The sequence below is a fragment of the Corynebacterium sp. ACRPO genome, from assembly GCF_022347205.1.
GTDB lineage: Bacteria > Actinomycetota > Actinomycetes > Mycobacteriales > Mycobacteriaceae > Corynebacterium.
This window is the reverse complement of record NZ_JAKRNE010000006.1, coordinates 1-17,862: the sequence shown is the minus strand read 5'-3', so window position 1 is coordinate 17,862 and position 17,862 is coordinate 1. Positions and strand designations below refer to the sequence as shown.

Here is a 17,862-nt window from a genome sequence, read left to right as displayed (position 1 = left end):
CCGCCCGACTACCCTAGGGGACATGAGTTTTAGAGTCCCGGGTGCGCTGAAGAAGTTGCGCACCACCACCGCCACTACCGCCGCGAAGCTGGCCACCACCGCTTCCCGCGCCACCGGCCGTGGCGCCGGCGGAATGATCGGTGGTCTAATCGCCAATGCCATTGACCCTTCCATCATGACCAACCTGGGCGGTGGGCGCCCGGCCGTGCTGGTTACCGGCACCAACGGCAAGTCCACTACCACCCGCATGTTGGCCGCCGCGGTCCGCGCCGAGCACACCGTAGCTACCAACGACGGCGGCGACAACATGGACGCCGGCATCATCTCCGCGCTCATGGCCGGCAAAGACGCCTCGCACCTGGTCCTCGAGGTGGACGAGCTGCACGTGCCCCACGTGGCCGATAACCTCAACCCGCAGGCCCTAGTCCTGCTCAACCTCACCCGCGACCAGCTGGACCGCGTGGGCGAAATCAACAAGATTGAGCGCGCGCTGCGCGGCGCCGTGGAGGCTCACCCAGACATGCTCGTCATCGCCAATTGCGACGACGTGCTCATGACCTCCGTGGCCTATGACGCCAAGAATGTCATCTGGGTCTCGGCCGGCGCCGGCTGGCTCGGCGATTCCGTCACCTGCCCGCGCACCGGCGGGCACGTCGTGCGCACCGAGGATGACTGGTACGCCGTTAAGCCGCTTGCCGACGGCCGCGAATTCCGCCGGCCGCAGCCTACCTGGGGCGTCGATAAGCGGGGCATCATCACCCCGACCGCCAAGCGCCCACTGAACCTGGCGCTGCCCGGCCGCGCGAACCGGGGCAACGCCGCCCAAGCCATCGCCGCGGCCGTGGAGGGCTTCGGTGTGGACCTTGATAAGGCCATTGCGGCCGCCGAGGGCATCGACGACGTCGCCGGCCGCTACTCCACCATCCACTGGAAGGACCGCGAAATTCGCCTGCTGCTGGCCAAGAACCCAGCCGGCTGGCAAGAAGCACTATCCATGGTGGACCGCAGCGCCGACGGCCTGGTCATCGCCACCAACGGCCAGGTGGCCGATGGCATCGACATGTCCTGGCTCTGGGACGTGAAATTCGAAGGCTTCAATGGCTTAAGCGTCAAGGCCGCCGGCGAGCGCGGCACCGACCTCGCCGTGCGCCTGGTCTACGCCGATATCTCCCACGAGCTCATCCCGGACCCGATGGACGCGCTCGCCGCCTGCCCGGAGGGCCGCATCGAGGTCCTCGCCAACTACACCGCCTTCCGCGATTTGAAGAAGGCGCTTTCCAAGGAGGCCACCAATGCTTAATATCGGCCTAGTGCTTCCCGACGTCCTCGGTACCTACGGCGACGACGGCAACGCCCTCGTCCTGCGCCAGCGCGCCCGCATGCGCGGCTTCGAGGCGGAGATTCACCCCATCCGCTTGGGCGAGCCCGTGCCCGAGACGCTGGACATTTACACCCTCGGCGGCGGCGAAGATACCGCGCAGATTCTAGCTGCGGACCACCTGATTTCCGATGGCGGCCTTACCCGCGCCGCTAACGCCGGCCGCCCCGTTTTTGCCATTTGCGCCGGCCTGCAGGTCCTGGGCGAATCCTTCCGCGCCTCCGGCCGCATCGTCGACGGCGTCGGGCTGCTCGACGCCACCACGGCCGGCATGCAGGACCGCGCCATCGGCGAGGTAGCCTCCGAGCCTACCCGCGCCGGTGCCACCGCGGACCTCACCGAGCCGCTGACCGGCTTTGAAAACCACCTGGGCGCCACCATCCTCGGCCCGTCCGCGCAGCCGCTTGGCACGCTCACCCGCGGCAATGGCAATGCCGACCAGGCCGCCACCGCCGACCTCAGCGACGGCTCCGCCCAGCGCACCTACGAAGGCGCCGTCCAAGGCAGCGTCATCGCCACCTATATGCACGGCCCAGCACTGGCCCGAAACCCGCAGTTGGCGGATCTCCTCCTCGCCCAGGCCATGGGCGTGGCCCTCGCGGACCTCGAGCCGATTGATATCCCGGCCGTCGACCGCCTGCGCGTCGAACGTTTCAACGCCTCCGAGCCCCCGCGCTCCCAAAGATAGGCCCACACCTGTGGATAACTTCGCCCAGCGGCCGCGAAACCCCCAAGTTATCCACAGGCTCGGCCGCCACCCCTTGTAGCCGCGTGCCCCCGCCCATAGGCTGCGGGGCATGACGTTATTGGAGCAGCTGGGCGACATCGCTAAGCGCGGCGTGGACCTTCTCGAAGAGGCCCACGCCGCCTCCAGCCTGCCCTTGCCCGCGGACCAAGCGCGCACCCTGCGCCGCACCGCCGCGGCCTTCCTCTCGCCCACCAGCCACTCGCGCTACCAATCCCGCGCCCTGGCCGCCGCGCGCCGCAACCAACACAGCCTGGAGACCCTCGCGCTCATCGCCCGCCGCTCACGCGGCATTTCTGACCACACCAAGCGCTGGCAATTCCGCGAGAAGCTGTGCGCTACCGCCGGCACTACCGAGCAAGTCTCGCGCGCGGCCACCCGGCTGCTGCGCGAAATCAACCCGCCACCCGAGCGCGAAGACGGCGGCCGCCGCATCATGCACGGCGAGAAAACCACCCTGAGTTTTACCGGCCCCGCCACGCAGATGGCCGATATCTGGGCCGCCGCCCAGTCCGACCCGCTGGCCTGGCTCACCGGTTCCCGCGCCGCCGCGCCCGCGACCGTGACCACAAATGTCATCATGGAGCTGCCGGATTACCTGAAAATCCTGACAGGCGACGGCGACGACATCCGCCTCGCGATGACCAATGGCGCGACCATCACCGGCGCCGAACTCGTCCGCCGCACCCTAGCCGGCGCCGGCCTTTTCACGCTCATCCATCCCGAGCGCGGCCCCGTCAATCTCTACCGCACCCGGCATGCCTCCCCTAAGCAGCGTCGCATGCTCGAGGCCGAAGGCGCCCGCTGCGCCTGGCCCGCTTGCCGACGCCCCGCCTCCGAATGCCAAGCCCACCACCTCATCGAATACTCCCGCGGCGGCCTCACCCACCCCGAAAACATGACGCTGCTCTGCCCGTATCACAACTCCATCAACGGCCTGCCGGGCCGCGGCCGCATGGCCCGCGTCAACGGTCGAATCGCTTGGCTCCCGCCCGCCAGCCGGCACAACGCTACGCCTAGCAGCCCGCATAGCAGCATGCATAGCGGCCACAGCGGTATACACAGCAGCGCAGATAACGGGACGGCCAGCAGAGCGCACGGCCCGCCGGTGTTCACCGGCCGCGCGCGAACCGGGCCCACGGCCGCCGTCCCCTAGCCCGCGCTTGCGGATTCCCCGCGTTAAATGGTCAGGCGGCCAGAGAGCGCGCGGGACAAGGTGAGCTCGTCCACGAACTCCAGATCGCCTCCGAGCGGCATGCCGGAGGCCAATCTGGTGATCTTCAAATCAGGGAAGTCACGCAGCAACCGCACCAGGTATGCGGCGGTGGCCTCGCCCTCGGTATTGGGGTCGGTGGCGAGAATAACTTCGTGGATGGTGGGGGTGGCGTCGTAAAGCGGGGCTTCAGGGGTGGAATCCGCCAGCTCGCGATCCGGCAGCACGCCGCCCAGGCGCTGCAGCAGCGTGGAAATATTCAAATCGCGCGGGCCCACATTCGCCAGCGGATCCAGCGCGCCACCCAAGACATGGTAGCGACCCTCATACTCGCCGGTGCGCTCGATGACCTGGATATCCTTCGGCTCCTCCACCACGCATATGGTCGAGGCGTCGCGCTGCGAATTAATGCAGATGCGGCAGACATCCTCGCGGGAAATATTGCAGCAGATGCGGCAAAAGGTCACGCCATCGCGCACCGCGCCCAATGCGTTCTGCAGCCGCTCGATGTCCTCGGGCTCCATGTGCAAAACGTGAAACGCGATGCGCTGCGCCGACTTCGGTCCGATGCCCGGCAGGCGCGAAAACTCGTCGATGAGGTCTTGCAGAGGTCCTTCAAACATCAATTACTCCCAAATCAGCAAAAGGCCGCGGCCCCAACCGGGGCAACGGCCTTTTATCGTATCGCGCGGGCTACTGGTTGCCGCCGAAGACATCCTCAAAAGACGGGCCACCCTGGCCGCCCATGCCCTGGGACAGCGGGCCAATCTTCTCCTGCGCCAGGCGGCCGGCCGCAGCGTGGGCCTCCTTGAACGCGCCCATGACCAGGTCCTGCAGGGTATCGACGTCCTCCGGGTCCACGACAGACTTATCGATCTGCAGGTCCACGAGCTCGGCGCCGCCGGTCATGGTCACCTTAACCAGGCCGTTGCCTGCCTGGCCCTCGACGTTGGTGGCGAGGATTTCTTCCTGCGCCTTCTGCAGGTCCGCCTGCACCTGCGCGGCCTGCGCGATGAGGTCGTTCATGTCATTTGCCTGCTGCATTGGGTCTTGGTCAGCCATGTTGTTTCCTTTCTAATTCAACTGTAAATTTCGCTACCGCCCGAGTGTACCGTGCTCGCTGGGTTAGGCACGCCGGGCGCCCAGCTCGCGCTCCAGCAGCTCCATAGCTACCTCGGTAGCGCTGCGATGATCCATCTCGCCGGTCGACTGCGCGGCCTCCATCATGTCGCGCTCTTCGTCATCGCGGGTATAGGCCGGCGGCTCCTCGGGCGGAGCGGCAAAATCCGGCTCAGGCTCGGGCGGCAGCGGCACGCCGTTGCTGAACTGTGATTCATCGCGCTGCTTGGCAGCCTGCGTCGCCCGTGCGATGCGCGAGCGCCACCCGGGCGCGCTTTCCGGTTTACTCTCCGCCTCCTGGTCGTCGGCAGGCTCGCGCGCCGGCTGATTCGGCGTCCACGCTTCCTTGCGCTGCGGCGGCCGCGGGGCATCGAAACCGGCGGTCTTCGGGTCGGTGCCCACCACACAGGTCACGGCCACATCGCGCTGGAACTCCTCCTTGAGCACCTCCACGATGACGGCGTTATTGGCGGGCGCGTTGATGCGCTCGGCCAGCGCGCCGGTGGTGTGTCCCAGCGTCAGGGTGCCATCGCGGAAGCCAAGCACGCGGGCTTCGGCCAGCATGATTTCGGCCACCTTATTCCGCTTTCCGACGCTCCCCCTCAACGCCACCCATTTCTCCCTCACGGCCTCTGCGAAGTCGCCCGCCGGCTCCTCCGCCGCCTGCGGCTGCGCCATTTCCGACGCCTTCTCTGCGCCAGACTCCGGCTTGGTTTCCTGGGCAGATTCCTCCGCGCGGGACGGTACGGGCTTCTCTAGTGGCTCGCGATGCTTCTCCTGAGTCGGCGCTGAGTGCGGCGCCTCGCTCTGCGCCGACTGCGCCGATTGTTGCTCGGGCACCTTTGCCTGCGGGATTTGCCGCTCACGCTGCCACGGGTCCCCAGCCTCTTGCTGCTGCGGTTGCGGCTCTTGGCCCTGCGGCCTCTGCGTGCTTTGCGCCTCGGCGGCCGCCGGCTGCTCGGATTGCGCCTGCGGCTGCGCATCCGGTTGCGATTCCGGTTGGGACGGGGCCTGCGCCTTCGGTTGCGACTGAGCGGTCGGTGCAGAGGTTGGAGCAGGAGAAGGGGCAGAAGCCTGCTGTTCCTGGGACTTGGCGCGGCGGCGAGCGATGATGGCAGCAGCAGCGGACTGGGGGTCTTGGGCGCCGGCGACGGCAGAGTTGGCCGCGGGAGCACCGCCCGGGGTCGCAGGGCCAGCCGGCGCGGGCGAGGCCGCGGCAGCATTGGCAGCGGGGGCGGGAGCGGGAGCCGCTGCAGGTGCGGCGGCAGCGGGACCGGTGGACCCGATAAGCAGATGCGCGCACATGATTTCCAGCAGCAGACGCGGTGAAGTCGCACCAGTCAGGTCGCTGATGCGGTCGTTGACCGTGGAAGCCAGGTAAGTCAGCTGCGGGCCGGAAAAGCGCTGTGCCTGGGCGGTGAGCACGGAGGCGCGGTCGGTGGGCGCGGAGACGAGGCCGGCCTCGATGGCGCCGGGGACGGCCTGCAGGATCATCAGATCGCGCAAACGGTCGAGCAAATCGACGGCGAAGCGGCGCGGGTCGTGGCCGGCCTCGATGACATGGTCAACCATCGCGAAGAGGCCGGGTTTGTCTTGGTTGGCGAGGGTTTCGATGGCGTCGTCAAGCAGCGAGACATCGGTGACGCCCAACAGTGGCCGGGCAAGGTCGTAGGTCAGGCCATCGGGCCCAGCGCCGGCCAGCAGCTGGTCCAGCAGAGACAAAGTATCGCGCGGGGAACCGCCGCCCGCCTCAATGACCATGGGGTACACGGCGTCCTCGACCTGCACGCCCTCGGACTCGACGGTGCGCTGCAGCAGGCCCTTCATGGCCGGCGGGGTCAGCAGGCGGAAGGGATAGTGGTGGGTACGCGAGCGAATGGTGCCGATGATTTTCTCCGGCTCCGTGGTCGCGAAGATGAAAATGACGTGCTCGGGCGGCTCCTCCACCACCTTGAGCAGCGCGTTCGCACCGGAGGGCGAGATCATATGCGCCTCGTCAATAATGAAGATGCGGTAGCGCGATTCGGCCGGCGCGTAGTAGGCGCGGTCGCGCAGCTCGCGCATGTCCTCCACGCCGTTGTGCGAGGCGGCGTCGAGCTCCGTCACGTCCAGGTTGCCGGGGCCGCCGGGGGCGAGGGAGACGCAGGAATCGCATTTGCCGCACGGCGTCGAGGTCGGCCCGTGCTCGCAGTTGAGCGAGCGGGCCATAATCCGCGCCGAGGAGGTCTTGCCGCAGCCGCGCGGGCCGGAAAAGAGGTAGGCGTGGTTGATGCGCCCTGCGTCAAGGGCGGCGGATAGCGGCGTGGTGACCTGCTCTTGGCCCACGACCTCCGCGAACGTTGCTGGACGATATTTCCGGTATAAAGCCACGGTTAGCCAGTTTACCGGCTAACCCTCGCGCGACCAGTCCAGCAGGTCAATGCCCTGCTCGGCCACCGCTCCTTGCAGCTTGCCGACGCCCTCTTCTACCCCAAACGCATATTCCGAATCCGTCAGCATGAGCAGCTGCAAGATGAGGGTCAGGCGGCCCTCCTCGCGAAACTGCGGGGTCTGCCCGCCCCACAGGTACGGGGCGATGAACAGGCCGTGGTGCACGGTGATATCTGGGACGTCGAGGATGGACGGCAGCATCACGCCCGGCTGCGCCGGCAGCAGGCCGCCGGCCTTTTCGAAGGTGTCGGCCGCGGCGTTGATGGCGGCGGCCACCTCGGGCTGCCCGGTGCGTGCCACCGTAAGCAGCTCGCAGCGCACATCGGCACCGTCATCTTGGCTTTGCAGGCCGGTGTCGGTGGTGTTGAAGGTGGTGGTAAGGGCGAGCGATTGGGCGTCGGCAAGCGAGGCAAGGCCTAGCCGGCGCTTATCGACGTAGCGGAACTCCAGCGGCGCCGGGATAATCTCGCTCAGCCACAGGGCAGACTCGTCGGCGTTGATTTTAGGCCCCCAGCTTCTCCACGGCGGCGAGCAGGACGCAGGTGGCAACGCCGTCCATCGCGGCCTCGACCTCTTCCTGCGGCGGCAAGGTTGGAGCGAGGCGGATATTGCGGTCGTTATCGTCCTGGCCATAAGGGTAGGCGGATCCGGCCTGGGTGAGCAGGATGCCGGCATCGCGCGCGAGCTCCCACACGCGGTTGGCGGTGCCGTCGACGACGTCGAGGGAGATGAAGTAGCCGCCCTTCGGGGTGGTCCACTGCGCCACCTCGTACTCGCCGAGGCGCTTTTCTAGGATGCGTAGCACGGCATCGAACTTGGGCTTAATCAGCGCTGCGTGGCGGCGCATCACCGCGCGCACGCCCTCGGCAGAGCCGAAGAACTCGTGGTGCGCCAGCTGGTTAATCTTATTGGGGCCGATGCCGCGGATGCCGGCGTGCTCCAGGTACCACTCGAGGTTGTCCTCCGAGGTGCCGAAGAAGCCCACGCCCGCGCCCGCGAAGGTGATCTTCGAGGTAGAGGACATGGCCCAGAAGCGGTTCGGGTTGCCTTCTTCCGCAGCGATATCCAGAATCGGCAGGATTTCCGGGAAGTCCTCGGTCAGGGTGTGCACGGCGTAGGCGTTATCCCACACGATGCGGAAATCCGGCGCGCCGGCCTCCATGCGGGCGAGGCGGCGGGCCTTGTCTTCAGAAATCACGGCGCCGGTGGGGTTAGCGAACATCGGCACTACCCACATGCCCTTGACTGCCGGATCCGCCACCAGCTTTTCGACGGCCTCTACATCCGGCCCGTCCTCCTCCATTGGCACCGTGACCAGCTCGAAGCCGAATTGCTCCGTGATGGCAAAGTGACGGTCGTAGCCCGGCACCGGGCAGATCCACTTAAGCTTTTCTTCTTTGCTCCACGGCTTCGCGGAATCATTGGTGCCGAAGAGAAACGCCCAAGAAATCAGGTCGAACATGATGTTCAGCGAGGACGAGTCTGCGGCAACCAGCAGCTCTGGGTCCATGTTGGTCAGCTTGCCCCAGATATCGCGCAGTTCTTTGATGCCCTTTTGGTTGCCGTAGTTACGCAGGTCGTTTCCGGCCGCGTCAGTGTAATGGCCTAGGCCGGGCAAAGCGAGGAGATCGTTGGAGAGGTCCAGCTGCGCCTTCGCCGGCTTTCCGCGGGTCAGGTCCAATTTCAGGCCCTTAGCCTTAAGATCCTCGTAGTCCTTACGGACTTGGGCGGCGAGCTCCGCGAGTTCGGACGATTCCAAAGTAAGAAGCGACATGCGTATGTCTACCTTCCATGTATAGGGCGACTTTTAGCCCCCAATAGTAACGCACGCCATACAAAAAGGGGACCCCGCGCACCCGCCAGAGCCTCCTGACCCTTGCTGCATTCCTGCCCTGGGGGAGTTCAGAGGATGGACGCCACGCGGAATCCTGTCCCATACTTTAACGCCCGCGCGCCGGTTTAGCCAAATGGGCCTCCGGCCGCACGGGCTACCACCGCCCACCGGCGCGCAACCCAAGGACCATCCGACACAAACGGCATTAGATCGCCAGAAATAGGCCCTGACCTGGCGATTGGTAAAATAATTGCCACGGCTGCTAATGTTTCTTCTCGGAGGATTCGACTAGCGGCCTATGTCACACGCCTGGAACGCGTGCGGGGTTCACGCCCCTCGTGGGTTCAAATCCCACATCCTCCGCCACAGGAAATCCCGGCTCCTGCTACACAGCATGGAGCCGGGATTTTTGTTGTATACGGGCGCGCGGCGGGTTAAGTAGCAGAATGTGTGTCCGTTCGGCGTGTTGCGGGGCGGGTACACGGTTAGTTACTTCATGGGGCCTTTTCTGATTCCTATCGAGTGTTCGTACTCGGTTGGGATAGCGTTGTCGTAGAAGGCTGGTCGGCCTGTTTCTTGGTCGGCTTTGTTGTGGTCTTCTTCGGCAAGATCGTTGACTTTGGCGAGTTGATCTTGGCCATAATTGCACTGCCTGGCGATATTTAGCGGATCGTCAGGCAGTTGCTTTTTGGTGTGGAGGTACCACTCAAGCATTTTTCGTTGACGTTCCCCAGACCTGCCTCGGTGCGCATCGGCGATGCGTTTGAGCTGGGCGTTTATGCCGCCTTCAAGACTGTTTGTCGTTGAAGCCCAGCGGTTAGGATCAAGCGCATTCGGTGGTGGCTTAAGGTAGGTAAACAGCCAATTGTTGCGCGAGAGGTGCAGCAGTGAGTTGTAGGCTTTGCGTACCCGTAGATGAGTCCATTCCCACTGGTTATTGGGTGTTCGGCGTTCTTTTGGCACGGGTGTTTTCTCGTTGAGGAATGCTTTGAATACCTGACCGAATTCGTGCAGGCGTAGCGTCCACTCCCGTGCCTGGTCGAGCGTGGTGACACGGGTTAGTTTCAGCGCCAGTGCGTAGATGGTTTTGCCAGCGTCGGTGCGCGGCCGTGAGGTGGTGTAGCGGCGGATGACGCGTTGTGCGTGGACGAGACAACGCTGAATCATCACGTTTGGCCAGCAGGCTTTAATCGCGGTGAGTGCGCCTTGTCCGCCGTCGAGGACGACGCAGAGTGGCTCGGCGATTTTGCGAAGTAGCTGCGTGTATGCGTGGGCTGTTTCGTGTTTGGTCCAGTGCCACGCAATGACGTGGTCGCGGCTGGCTGCCACAAGTAGGCAGCCAGCCGCGGTGTAGGTGAAGTGTCCCGGGTTTTGTTCCTAGGCATTTGCCTTGATTTCCATTATTTCTTGGGCCGGGTTGGTTTCCCAAAACTCTGACTCAACCTCAGCTGGCGTGCGATAGCCGAGACTTTGGTGAAGCCGTACCTCGTTCCACCAATTAACCCATTCAAACGTCGCGATCTCCACGTCAACCACGCTGTCCCACGACCGCCGATGAATCAGCTCATTTTTGTAGGAACCGTTGACGTTTTCGGCCAAAGCATTGTCATAGGAATCTCCTACTGTCCCGGTAGAGGCAACAATTCCATACTCAGCCAGCCGTTCGTTGTAGACAATGCTGACGTACTGTGAGCCATGATCTGAATGATGAATCAGCCCCGTTGTTTCCTTCGCGCTGACAATCGCCTGATTAAGCGCCTGCAGCGGCAGCGCCTCGGTACGCATTGAATCAGATAGTGCCCACCCGACGATCCTTCGGGAGAACACGTCGGTAACGAAAGCGGTGTACACGAATCCTTTTCTAGTGCGCACATAAGTAATATCGGCCACCCACAATCGGGCCGGTGCCGGGGCGTTGAACTTGCGATTAACTAAATCAGGACGCAGATCTGGTCCCTTCGGCTTGCGGGTAGTAATAGGAGACTTACCTTTACCTTTGCCTCTGACTCCAGCAAGACGCATCAGGCGTGCGGTCTGCTCACGGCCAATGTCGATTCCTTCACGGCGCAGAGTATGCCACATCTTACGGATGCCGTAGACGCCAAAATTTTCTTCATGGACCTCGGCGATGTGCGCGACTAGAGCAGCGTCACGAAGACTGCGGGCACTCATACCACGGGCTTTTGATTGGCGGTATCCACGGGACGTGATGAAACCGCCAACACGGTGGGTGTTTAACGTCTCGCAAATGAACTCGATGGAGAAACGATTCCGGTATTCATCGATGAACCGGATCATTTCCGACGTTTTGGGTCGAGTTCCGACGCGAAAAAAGCCGAGGCAGCCTTCAGTAGCTCATTGGTGTCGCGTAGCTCTTGATTTTCACGGCGTAGCCTCGCGTTTTCCGCGGCCAAGTCTTCAGGCACAGGTTCTGGGATGCTTCCCGCACGACGGGCCTGCTGGGTCCACTGACGAGCCGTGTGCCATGAAACCCCCAACTTTGGAGCTACTGCCTTGCACGCGGCTTGCATCGACATATTTTCCGCCAAGATACGGTCCTCTACAAGACGGACCACACGGTCCTTCGCATCCTGGTCAAATTTTCTTGGCATATTCCAGATTTTCCCATCTACTCAGACGGAACAAAACCTGGGACACTTCAGGTGCCGTCGATGAAGATCTGATCGTAGACGCGCTGCGGGGCACCGTCGTTGGGGACGTCGATGAGCCAAAACGGTTCGAATCGGCGATCAAGTGTCCAACGACTCACCCTTTGTTGCCCGGCGAGTTCAGACAACGTCGCTGTGGAGGTGACATAAGAGACGAAGGCTTTAAAGTTGCGGGCCTGCGTGAGATCGGTGCGAGTTCGTGTCGTGGAGCTGCCGCAGTTCGGGTCTTTGCACCGCCACCTAGTTGTGCCTTTGGATGTGGTTCCGTTTTTCTTCATTTGCCCAGCACATACCGGGCATCGTGGTCTGTTTTTACTCACCCGGAAAGCACACCAACCCCCGGCTAGCACATGCGGGTGCCATTCCGATGGATTGAACACGAAACGGGCGGATATAAGCATAAAGACCTTATATCCGCCCGATTTACCCAGCCTGAGCAGCAAGATCGCTGTAACTCAGACACACTTTTTGCTACTTAACCCCGCGCGGCCGCGCTTGCCGACGCCCCTCCCCCCTAATCGATGATCGGCAGCTCGTAGCCATCCGCCTTCAGCCACGCGACGTGCGGCGGCGTATTCATCCCCCACTCGGTGCGCGCCCAGAGGAAAGCCTGGGAGACCTCGGCCTCGGAATAGCCCCCATCGCGCAGGTATTGCCGGAAGCCATTCGGGCCTGGGTCTTTGATCCAGAGCCAGACGTAGTCGTCGAGGGAGTCGTCGGCAAGCAGGCCCTCCAGCCCGGCCGGAACATATTCGCGCTCGGCGCGCACGCGGTCCGCTAGATCCTGGTCAAGGAAGTCGTAGAGGTAATCCAGCGCGTCCTCAAGCTGCGCATAATCGAAGGGATCCATGCCGCCCAGCCTAGTGGCGCTTGGTGCCCAAGACCATGCGGTCAATTTCCTCGAGCACCTCGTCCACGATGGCCGGATTATAGGCCCGGTAGCCGCGCATGCGCAGCAGCTCCTCCTGTGCGGCCGCCAGGGCGGTCCGGCGGGCCTCCAACACCACGTGGCGGGCCTGCCAGGCGCGCTGCCAGCGGGAGTCATCGGAAACATCCTCGCCATCGCCCAGGCGGTCTTCGAACCACTGAATCACGTTGGCGGAAATTTCGGGGTCGACCTTTTCGGCGTCGGCAGTAATGTGGCCATCCGGCCGGAAGTGCGACAGGGCCTCGATGCTGGCCGCACGCGCGCGGGCCACCACGGCGGCGCGCATCTTATCGCTGGCGATTTGGGAGGCCTCTGTCAGGTCAAGGCGCTCCATCAGCCACGGCAAGAGCAGGCCGGGCACCACCATCGTGACCAGCAAGACGGTCAACGCGATGACGGCAAGCTCGTGGTGGAAACTGAATACACCGGCCGGGATAGACAGCACCAGCGCCAAGGTGACTAGGCCGCGCATGCCGGACCACGTCATCAGCAACACCTCCTGCAGGCGCAGCGGCGCCACGCGCGGGCGGCCGCGGGAGACGTTGATGCGGTAATAGATGTACATCCACACCAAGCGGACGACAAAGGCCACGAGGGACAAAATGACGCCCACCACCACGGAGTGCCACAGGTCCGAGCCGACTTCCGCGATGGCCGTATTCACCGTCAGTCCAATGAGTCCGAAGGCCACGCCGGTAAAGAGCAGCTCGATGGTCTCCCAGAAGGCCTGGCCGGACAGGCGGTCCTCGGCCTGAATATCGGCACGGGAATTAAGCTCCACGGCCGCAATGACTACGGCGATAACGCCGGAGGCGCCGAGTTCCTCCGAGATGAGGTAGACGGCGAACGGCGTCACCCAAGTCAACGCGTTGCGCGCGGTGACGTCGTGGACGTGGGTAATAAACAGCGCCACCAGCCGGCCGACGACCCACCCCAGGCCGCCAGCCACGAATGCGGAGTAGAAGAAGTTGAGCACGCCGCCACCGAAGGAAAGCTCATCGCCTTGGGTTACGGCCGTCAGCGCGAGGTTGAAGGCGACGATGGAGGCGGCGTCGTTAAACAAGCCCTCGGTCTGCAAAGTGGTGATGATGCGGCGCGGGATGCCGGCGGGCTCGGCTACGGCGTCAACGGCGACGGGGTCTGGCGGGGCGATGGCCGCACCGATAAGGATGGCGGCGGCCAGGCTGATGCCAGGCAGGAAGGCATAGGCCGTGAAGCCAACGGCCAGCGTGGTGGCGACCACCAGCAGCACGGACAGGCTCAAGATGGTCACCCATTGCTCGCGGATAACACCCCACGAGGTGCGCCGGGCCAGTGCCCACAGCAGCGGCGGCAGGAAGATGGGCAGGATGAGCTCGGTGGGCGGCTCGAACTGGGGCAGGCTGGGCACGAAGACCGCGCAGGCGGTGATGATCGTCAGCAGGGCCGGCCACGGCAGCCCAATCTTGTCACCGATGGCGACGACGAACACGGTCAGCAGCATGAGCCCAATGAGCACCAGAAGAACGTCCATGGACCCAGATTTTACCCCCGCCAGATATAAGGCTCAGGGCTGAGTCGATCGGGCGCGAATTGCGCGAGCAGCTCCGCGGCGCTGTGAGCCTTGTTCCCCAGCGAGGCCGCCAGCTGCTTGACGACGTCCCCCTCCTCCCCCATCTCCCGCATGGTCACCGCGCCATCGCGCTTGGCCAGGCGCTCGCCGGATGCATTGAGCACGAGCGGGACGTGGATATACTCCGGCGGTTCGATGCCGAGCAGCGAGGCGAGGTAGGCCTGACGCGGCGCGGAGGAGAGCAGATCATCGCCGCGGACCACTTGGTCGATGCCTTGATAGGCATCATCGACGACGACGGCCAAGTTATAGGCCCAGCCAGTGTCTTGGCCGCCGCGGCGCAGGATGAAGTCATCGACGTCGCCCGTATAGGTGCCGTGGAGGGCGTCGTGGATGGTGAATGTGGGGGCGTCGGCAAGCAGGCGAAGGGCGGGCTGGCGATTCTGGGCCGCAAGCTCGGCGCGCTTGACCGCGCGCTGGTCTTCGGTGAGGTTGCGGCAGGTGCCCGGGTACTGGCCGGGAATGGCGTGCGGGGCGCGGGAGGCCTCACGGATATCCTTGCGGGAGCAATAGCACTCGTAGGTGGGCAGCTGGGCCAGAGCCTGTTCATAGGCGGCGTCGCGGTCGTGCTGGTAGATGACCTCGCCGTCCCAGTCCAGCCCGAGCGCGCGCAGATCCGCGAGCTGGCGCTCGGCCGACTCCTGGGAGGAGCGCTGCTTATCGATGTCCTCCACGCGCACCACAAAGCGCCTGCCCGTCGACCGGGCGAAAAGCCACGCCAGAAACGCCGTGCGGAGGTTGCCAAAGTGCAGATCGCCGGAGGGGCTGGGCGCGTAACGGCCGGCGCCGGTGGTCGCGGAATTCATGCCCACAGTCTACGGGCTGGCACAATGGCGGGCATGGAAAAATCGAACGGCGCTGAGGTGCGCTTCATTCCCGTCCGCTCCACCCTCTACCCCTGGCTGGTCACCGTGTTTGTGGTGACCTTCCTGATTTCTAATATCAACGCCACCAAGGGCGTGCAGCTCGGCCCGCTGGTCACCGACGGCGCCTTTTTCCTCTTCCCGCTGGCCTATATCGTCGGCGACGTGCTCTCCGAGTGCTATGGCTTCAAGTCCACCCGGCGCGCGGTCTACATCGGCTTCGCGATGGCCATCCTGGCGGCCGTGTGTTTCTATATCGCCATCTGGCTGCCGGCGGCTGATTTCTACGAGGGTCAAGAGGCCTTCGCCGCCACCCTTGGCCTGATGCCGCAGATTCTGGCCGCCTCGCTGGCCGGCTACCTGGTGGGCCAGCTGCTGAATGCCTGGACGCTGACCGCGATGAAGAAGCGCTCGGGCGAAAAGGGCCTCTTTGCGCGCCTTATCGCTTCCACTGTGGTGGGCGAGTTCGGCGATACGCTGCTATTTTGCGCCATCGCCGCACCGGTCATCGGCGTAGACACCGTGGGCGGATTTATCAATTACGTCATCGTGGGCTTCGTGTGGAAGACCCTGATGGAGGCCGTCATGCTGCCGGTGACGGCCGCGGTCATTAAGTGGGTGAAGAAGCGCGAGGACTACTTGCCAGCGTAATAGCGGCCGAGGAATTCATCGCGGTAGGCCTCGTAATATCCGCCGTCGATGGCGACACGGATATTATCCACCAAGCGAATCATGAACTCCACATTGTGGATGGTGCACAGCGTGCCGGCGAGGAATTCCTTCGCCTTGAGCAGGTGGTGCAGGTAGGCGCGGGAGTAATTCTCGGATACGTAGCCGCCGAATTCCTCGTCGACGCCGGCAAAGTCCCGCTTGAAGCGCGCATTGGTGAGGTTCATACGGCCGTCAAGGGTGTAGACGCCGCCGCGGCGTGCCAGACGAGTGGGCGCCACACAGTCGAAGGTATCGGCGCCCGCCTCGACGGCGGTGAAGATATCGTCCGGCTCGGAGATGCCAAGCAGGTGGCGCGGCTTGTCCTCGGGTAGCTCATCGCAGACCCAGCCGACGATAGTGCCCAGGTTTTCCTTTTCCAGTGCGCCGCCGATGCCGAAACCGCCGAAGCCACGCTTGCCGTCCTCGCGGGCGGCGCGGTCGAGGTCGAGCAGGCCGCGGGTGGCCTGGCGGCGCAGGTCCTCGTACTGCGCGCCTTGGACAACACCCCACAGCGACTGCTTCGGGCGGTGGGCGCGCTCGCGGGTGAGGCGATCGTGCTCATCCAGGCAGCGTTTAGCCCAGCGGTGCGTGCGCGCGACGGATTCCTCCTGGTAGGTGCGCGTATCAACCAGCGTGGTCAGCTCGTCGAAGGCAAACATGATGTCTGCGCCCAGCCCGTGTTGGATCTGCATGGACTTCTCGGGGGTAAAGCGGTGCTTGGAGCCGTCGATGACGGATTTAAAATCCACGCCATCCTCGTCCACCTGCGCCATGCGTTCCTTCTTGGCGGCGCGGATGTCCTTATCGCTGAGATCCGCAATATCCATCGCAAGGACCTTTTTGAAGCCCACGCCCAGGGACATGACCTGGAATCCGCCGGAGTCGGTATAGGTCGGGCCATGCCAGTTTTCAAACTCGGCCACGCCGCCGGCCTCGTCCACGATGTCGTGGCCCGGCTGCAGGTAGAGGTGGTACGCATTCGACAAGATGGCCTGCGCACCAGTGGAACGAATCTGCTCCGGGGTAAGCGTCTTCACCGTGGCTTTGGTGGCCACCGGGATGAAAGCCGGGGTCTGGATATCACCGTGCGGGGTGTGGATGACACCGCTGCGGCCGTGCTTGCCGGGGCCTTCGGGCAGGCGCTTGCCGACGTCGAAACTCAAGTCCATCTTTACTCTTCTTCCTTGTCTGCAGGGCTAGGGGTTGGGGCTGGGGTGGCGTGTTTAGCTTCCCATTCTTCTTCCAGGGCGGTGCCTTCGATATCCAGGGTGGGTAGAATCTTCGCCAACCACTTCGGCATCCACCACGTCGCGCGGCCCATGAGGAACATGGTGGCAGGGACGAGGGTCATGCGGATAAAGAAGGCGTCGAAAAGCACGCCGGCGGCCAGGGCAAAGCCGAAGATCTGGATGAAAGGCAGCGGCTGGTTAATAAAGGCCACGAAGACCGAAATCATAATAATGGCCGCGGCCGTCACCACGCGGGCGCCTTGGGTAAAGCCGGTGATGGTGGCCTCGTCGACGGCGCTATATCGCCCGCCGGTGCCCTCCGGGTGGCGAGAAATGTGCTCGCGCATGCGGGTGACCAGGAAGACCTGGTAATCCATCGCAAGGCCGAAGGTCACGCCGATGAGGAAGATGGGCATGAAGGAAATCAGCGGGCCCGGCGCGGGAACCAGGTTCCACAGGCCTTCCTGCCAGACCAGAACGGTCAGGCCGAAGGCGCCGCCGACGGACAGCAGGAAGCCCAGGCCGGCAACCAGCGGCACCAGGATGGAGCGGAAGACCAACAGCAGTAGCACGATGGCCAGGCCCACGACGATGGCCAGGTACGGCGCCATGGCTTCCTCGAGGCGCTCGGTGATATCGAGCTGCACGGCGGTCAGGCCGGTCAAGCCGATATCGGTACCGGTGGCGTCTTCAATCTCGCTGGTGGCCGAGCGCAACGCGTGCGCAACGTTGACCGTCGCGGCGTCCGTCGGCGCGGTTTCTGGGGTGACCATGATCTGCGCGGCGCGCTGGTCCTCGCTCAGGCCGACGATCTGCGCGTGCTTCACGCCGCCCAGCCCCTTGAGCTGGTCCGCGGTGTACAGGAAGGACGCGAGCGCGGCCTTATCCTCCGGCGAGGCATTATCCGCATCGCCTTCCGCGGTATCTACAACCTCAGCGACCGGGGCGATTTCCGGCTCGGCCTCGGCCTCGGGCTGGTCCGGCTGCGGCTGCTCAGGGGCTGCGTCCTCCGGCGCAACGTCCTGCGGTGCACCGTCCTCTGGTGCAGCGTCCTCGGGCGTGGCCTCCGCGTCTGGGGCGGGGGCGGGCGCGGGGGCGGGGTGGGGCTGGGGTTGGGCGTCGACAACCGGG

15 protein-coding genes, 1 tRNA gene, 1 other RNA gene and 2 pseudogenes are annotated in these 17,862 nt (G+C 64.1%); 5 read left to right on the top strand and 14 right to left on the bottom strand.

What is annotated here, in order from left to right; all coding sequences use genetic code 11:
- The first annotated feature begins 22 nt into the window (after nt 1-22).
- The 3 genes from MHY22_RS05655 (at nt 23) to MHY22_RS05645 (ending at nt 3,279) form a co-directional block, all read left to right on the top strand.
- Complete coding sequence (locus MHY22_RS05655) at nt 23-1,300, top strand: MurT ligase domain-containing protein (RefSeq protein WP_239278447.1); 1,278 nt, start codon at nt 23-25, stop codon at nt 1,298-1,300.
- Nucleotides 1,293-2,066 (top strand): type 1 glutamine amidotransferase, encoded by a 774-nt coding sequence (locus MHY22_RS05650; protein WP_239278446.1) that lies wholly within the window; start codon nt 1,293-1,295, stop codon nt 2,064-2,066. The genes MHY22_RS05655 and MHY22_RS05650 overlap by 8 nt, the downstream gene beginning before the upstream one ends.
- A 109-nt stretch (nt 2,067-2,175) precedes the next feature.
- Nucleotides 2,176-3,279, top strand: a complete 1,104-nt coding sequence (locus tag MHY22_RS05645) for an HNH endonuclease signature motif containing protein (RefSeq protein ID WP_239278445.1) — start codon at nt 2,176-2,178, stop codon at nt 3,277-3,279.
- Nucleotides 3,280-3,302: 23 nt separating this feature from the next.
- Here the strand turns inward: MHY22_RS05645 and recR are convergent, their stop codons facing one another.
- The 6 genes from recR to ffs form a co-directional block, all read right to left on the bottom strand.
- Complete coding sequence (recR, locus tag MHY22_RS05640; protein WP_005323161.1) at nt 3,303-3,959, bottom strand: recombination mediator RecR; 657 nt, start codon at nt 3,957-3,959, stop codon at nt 3,303-3,305.
- A 70-nt stretch (nt 3,960-4,029) separates the two neighbouring features.
- Nucleotides 4,030-4,398 (bottom strand): YbaB/EbfC family nucleoid-associated protein, encoded by a 369-nt coding sequence (locus tag MHY22_RS05635; protein WP_005327377.1) that lies wholly within the window; start codon nt 4,396-4,398, stop codon nt 4,030-4,032.
- Between the two features lie 63 nt (nt 4,399-4,461).
- Nucleotides 4,462-6,825, bottom strand: coding sequence for a DNA polymerase III subunit gamma and tau (locus MHY22_RS05630; protein WP_239278444.1), 2,364 nt, complete (start codon nt 6,823-6,825; stop codon nt 4,462-4,464).
- A gap of 18 nt (nt 6,826-6,843) precedes the next feature.
- Nucleotides 6,844-7,434 carry a hypothetical protein gene (locus MHY22_RS05625; RefSeq protein WP_239278443.1) on the bottom strand — a complete coding sequence of 197 codons (591 nt, stop codon included), beginning with the start codon at nt 7,432-7,434 and terminating at the stop codon, nt 6,844-6,846.
- Nucleotides 7,388-8,659: an aminotransferase class I/II-fold pyridoxal phosphate-dependent enzyme gene (locus tag MHY22_RS05620; RefSeq protein WP_239278442.1), complete on the bottom strand. Its 1,272-nt coding sequence runs from the start codon at nt 8,657-8,659 to the stop codon at nt 7,388-7,390. Before MHY22_RS05620 ends, MHY22_RS05625 begins: the two co-directional genes overlap by 47 nt.
- Before the next feature lie 60 nt (nt 8,660-8,719).
- An RNA gene (ffs, locus tag MHY22_RS05615) (signal recognition particle sRNA small type) lies at nt 8,720-8,818 on the bottom strand.
- A 178-nt stretch (nt 8,819-8,996) separates the two neighbouring features.
- On the opposite strand from ffs, the gene MHY22_RS05610 reads away from it, so the two are divergent.
- Nucleotides 8,997-9,085, top strand: a tRNA-Ser gene (locus MHY22_RS05610).
- Nucleotides 9,086-9,208: 123 nt separating this feature from the next.
- On the opposite strand, the pseudogene MHY22_RS05605 reads toward MHY22_RS05610, so the two are convergent.
- The 6 genes and pseudogenes from MHY22_RS05605 to gluQRS all read right to left on the bottom strand — a co-directional run.
- Nucleotides 9,209-10,075: pseudogene (locus MHY22_RS05605) on the bottom strand (IS1249 family transposase); the annotation flags it as partial.
- Between the two features lie 21 nt (nt 10,076-10,096).
- Nucleotides 10,097-11,331, bottom strand: a protein-coding gene (locus MHY22_RS05600; RefSeq protein ID WP_239278440.1) for an IS3 family transposase whose coding sequence is annotated in 2 segments (ribosomal slippage) — nt 10,097-11,043 and nt 11,043-11,331 — 1,236 coding nt in all. Because the reading frame shifts where the segments join, the coding sequence is not laid out codon by codon here.
- 50 nt (nt 11,332-11,381) lie between these two features.
- Nucleotides 11,382-11,666: pseudogene (locus tag MHY22_RS05595) on the bottom strand (IS256 family transposase); the annotation flags it as partial.
- A gap of 236 nt (nt 11,667-11,902) precedes the next feature.
- Complete coding sequence (locus MHY22_RS05590; protein WP_239278439.1) at nt 11,903-12,238, bottom strand: hypothetical protein; 336 nt, start codon at nt 12,236-12,238, stop codon at nt 11,903-11,905.
- 10 nt (nt 12,239-12,248) lie between these two features.
- Complete coding sequence (locus tag MHY22_RS05585; RefSeq protein WP_239278438.1) at nt 12,249-13,829, bottom strand: sodium:proton antiporter; 1,581 nt, start codon at nt 13,827-13,829, stop codon at nt 12,249-12,251.
- Nucleotides 13,830-13,840: 11 nt separating this feature from the next.
- Nucleotides 13,841-14,734, bottom strand: coding sequence for a tRNA glutamyl-Q(34) synthetase GluQRS (gene gluQRS / locus MHY22_RS05580; RefSeq protein ID WP_239278437.1), 894 nt, complete (start codon nt 14,732-14,734; stop codon nt 13,841-13,843).
- Nucleotides 14,735-14,767: 33 nt separating this feature from the next.
- Here gluQRS and MHY22_RS05575 point away from each other — a divergent pair, with 33 nt between their 5' ends.
- Nucleotides 14,768-15,442, top strand: a complete 675-nt coding sequence (locus MHY22_RS05575) for a queuosine precursor transporter (protein WP_179387271.1) — start codon at nt 14,768-14,770, stop codon at nt 15,440-15,442.
- Here MHY22_RS05575 and tgt read toward each other — a convergent pair.
- Entirely contained in the window at nt 15,427-16,671 is a 1,245-nt protein-coding gene (gene tgt / locus MHY22_RS05570; RefSeq protein ID WP_239278436.1) for a tRNA guanosine(34) transglycosylase Tgt, read from the bottom strand. The two genes, MHY22_RS05575 and tgt, sit on opposite strands and share 16 nt — an antisense overlap.
- A 2-nt stretch (nt 16,672-16,673) precedes the next feature.
- A partial coding sequence (locus tag MHY22_RS05565) for an MMPL family transporter (RefSeq protein WP_239278435.1) occupies nt 16,674-17,862 on the bottom strand: 1,189 nt, incomplete at its 5' end.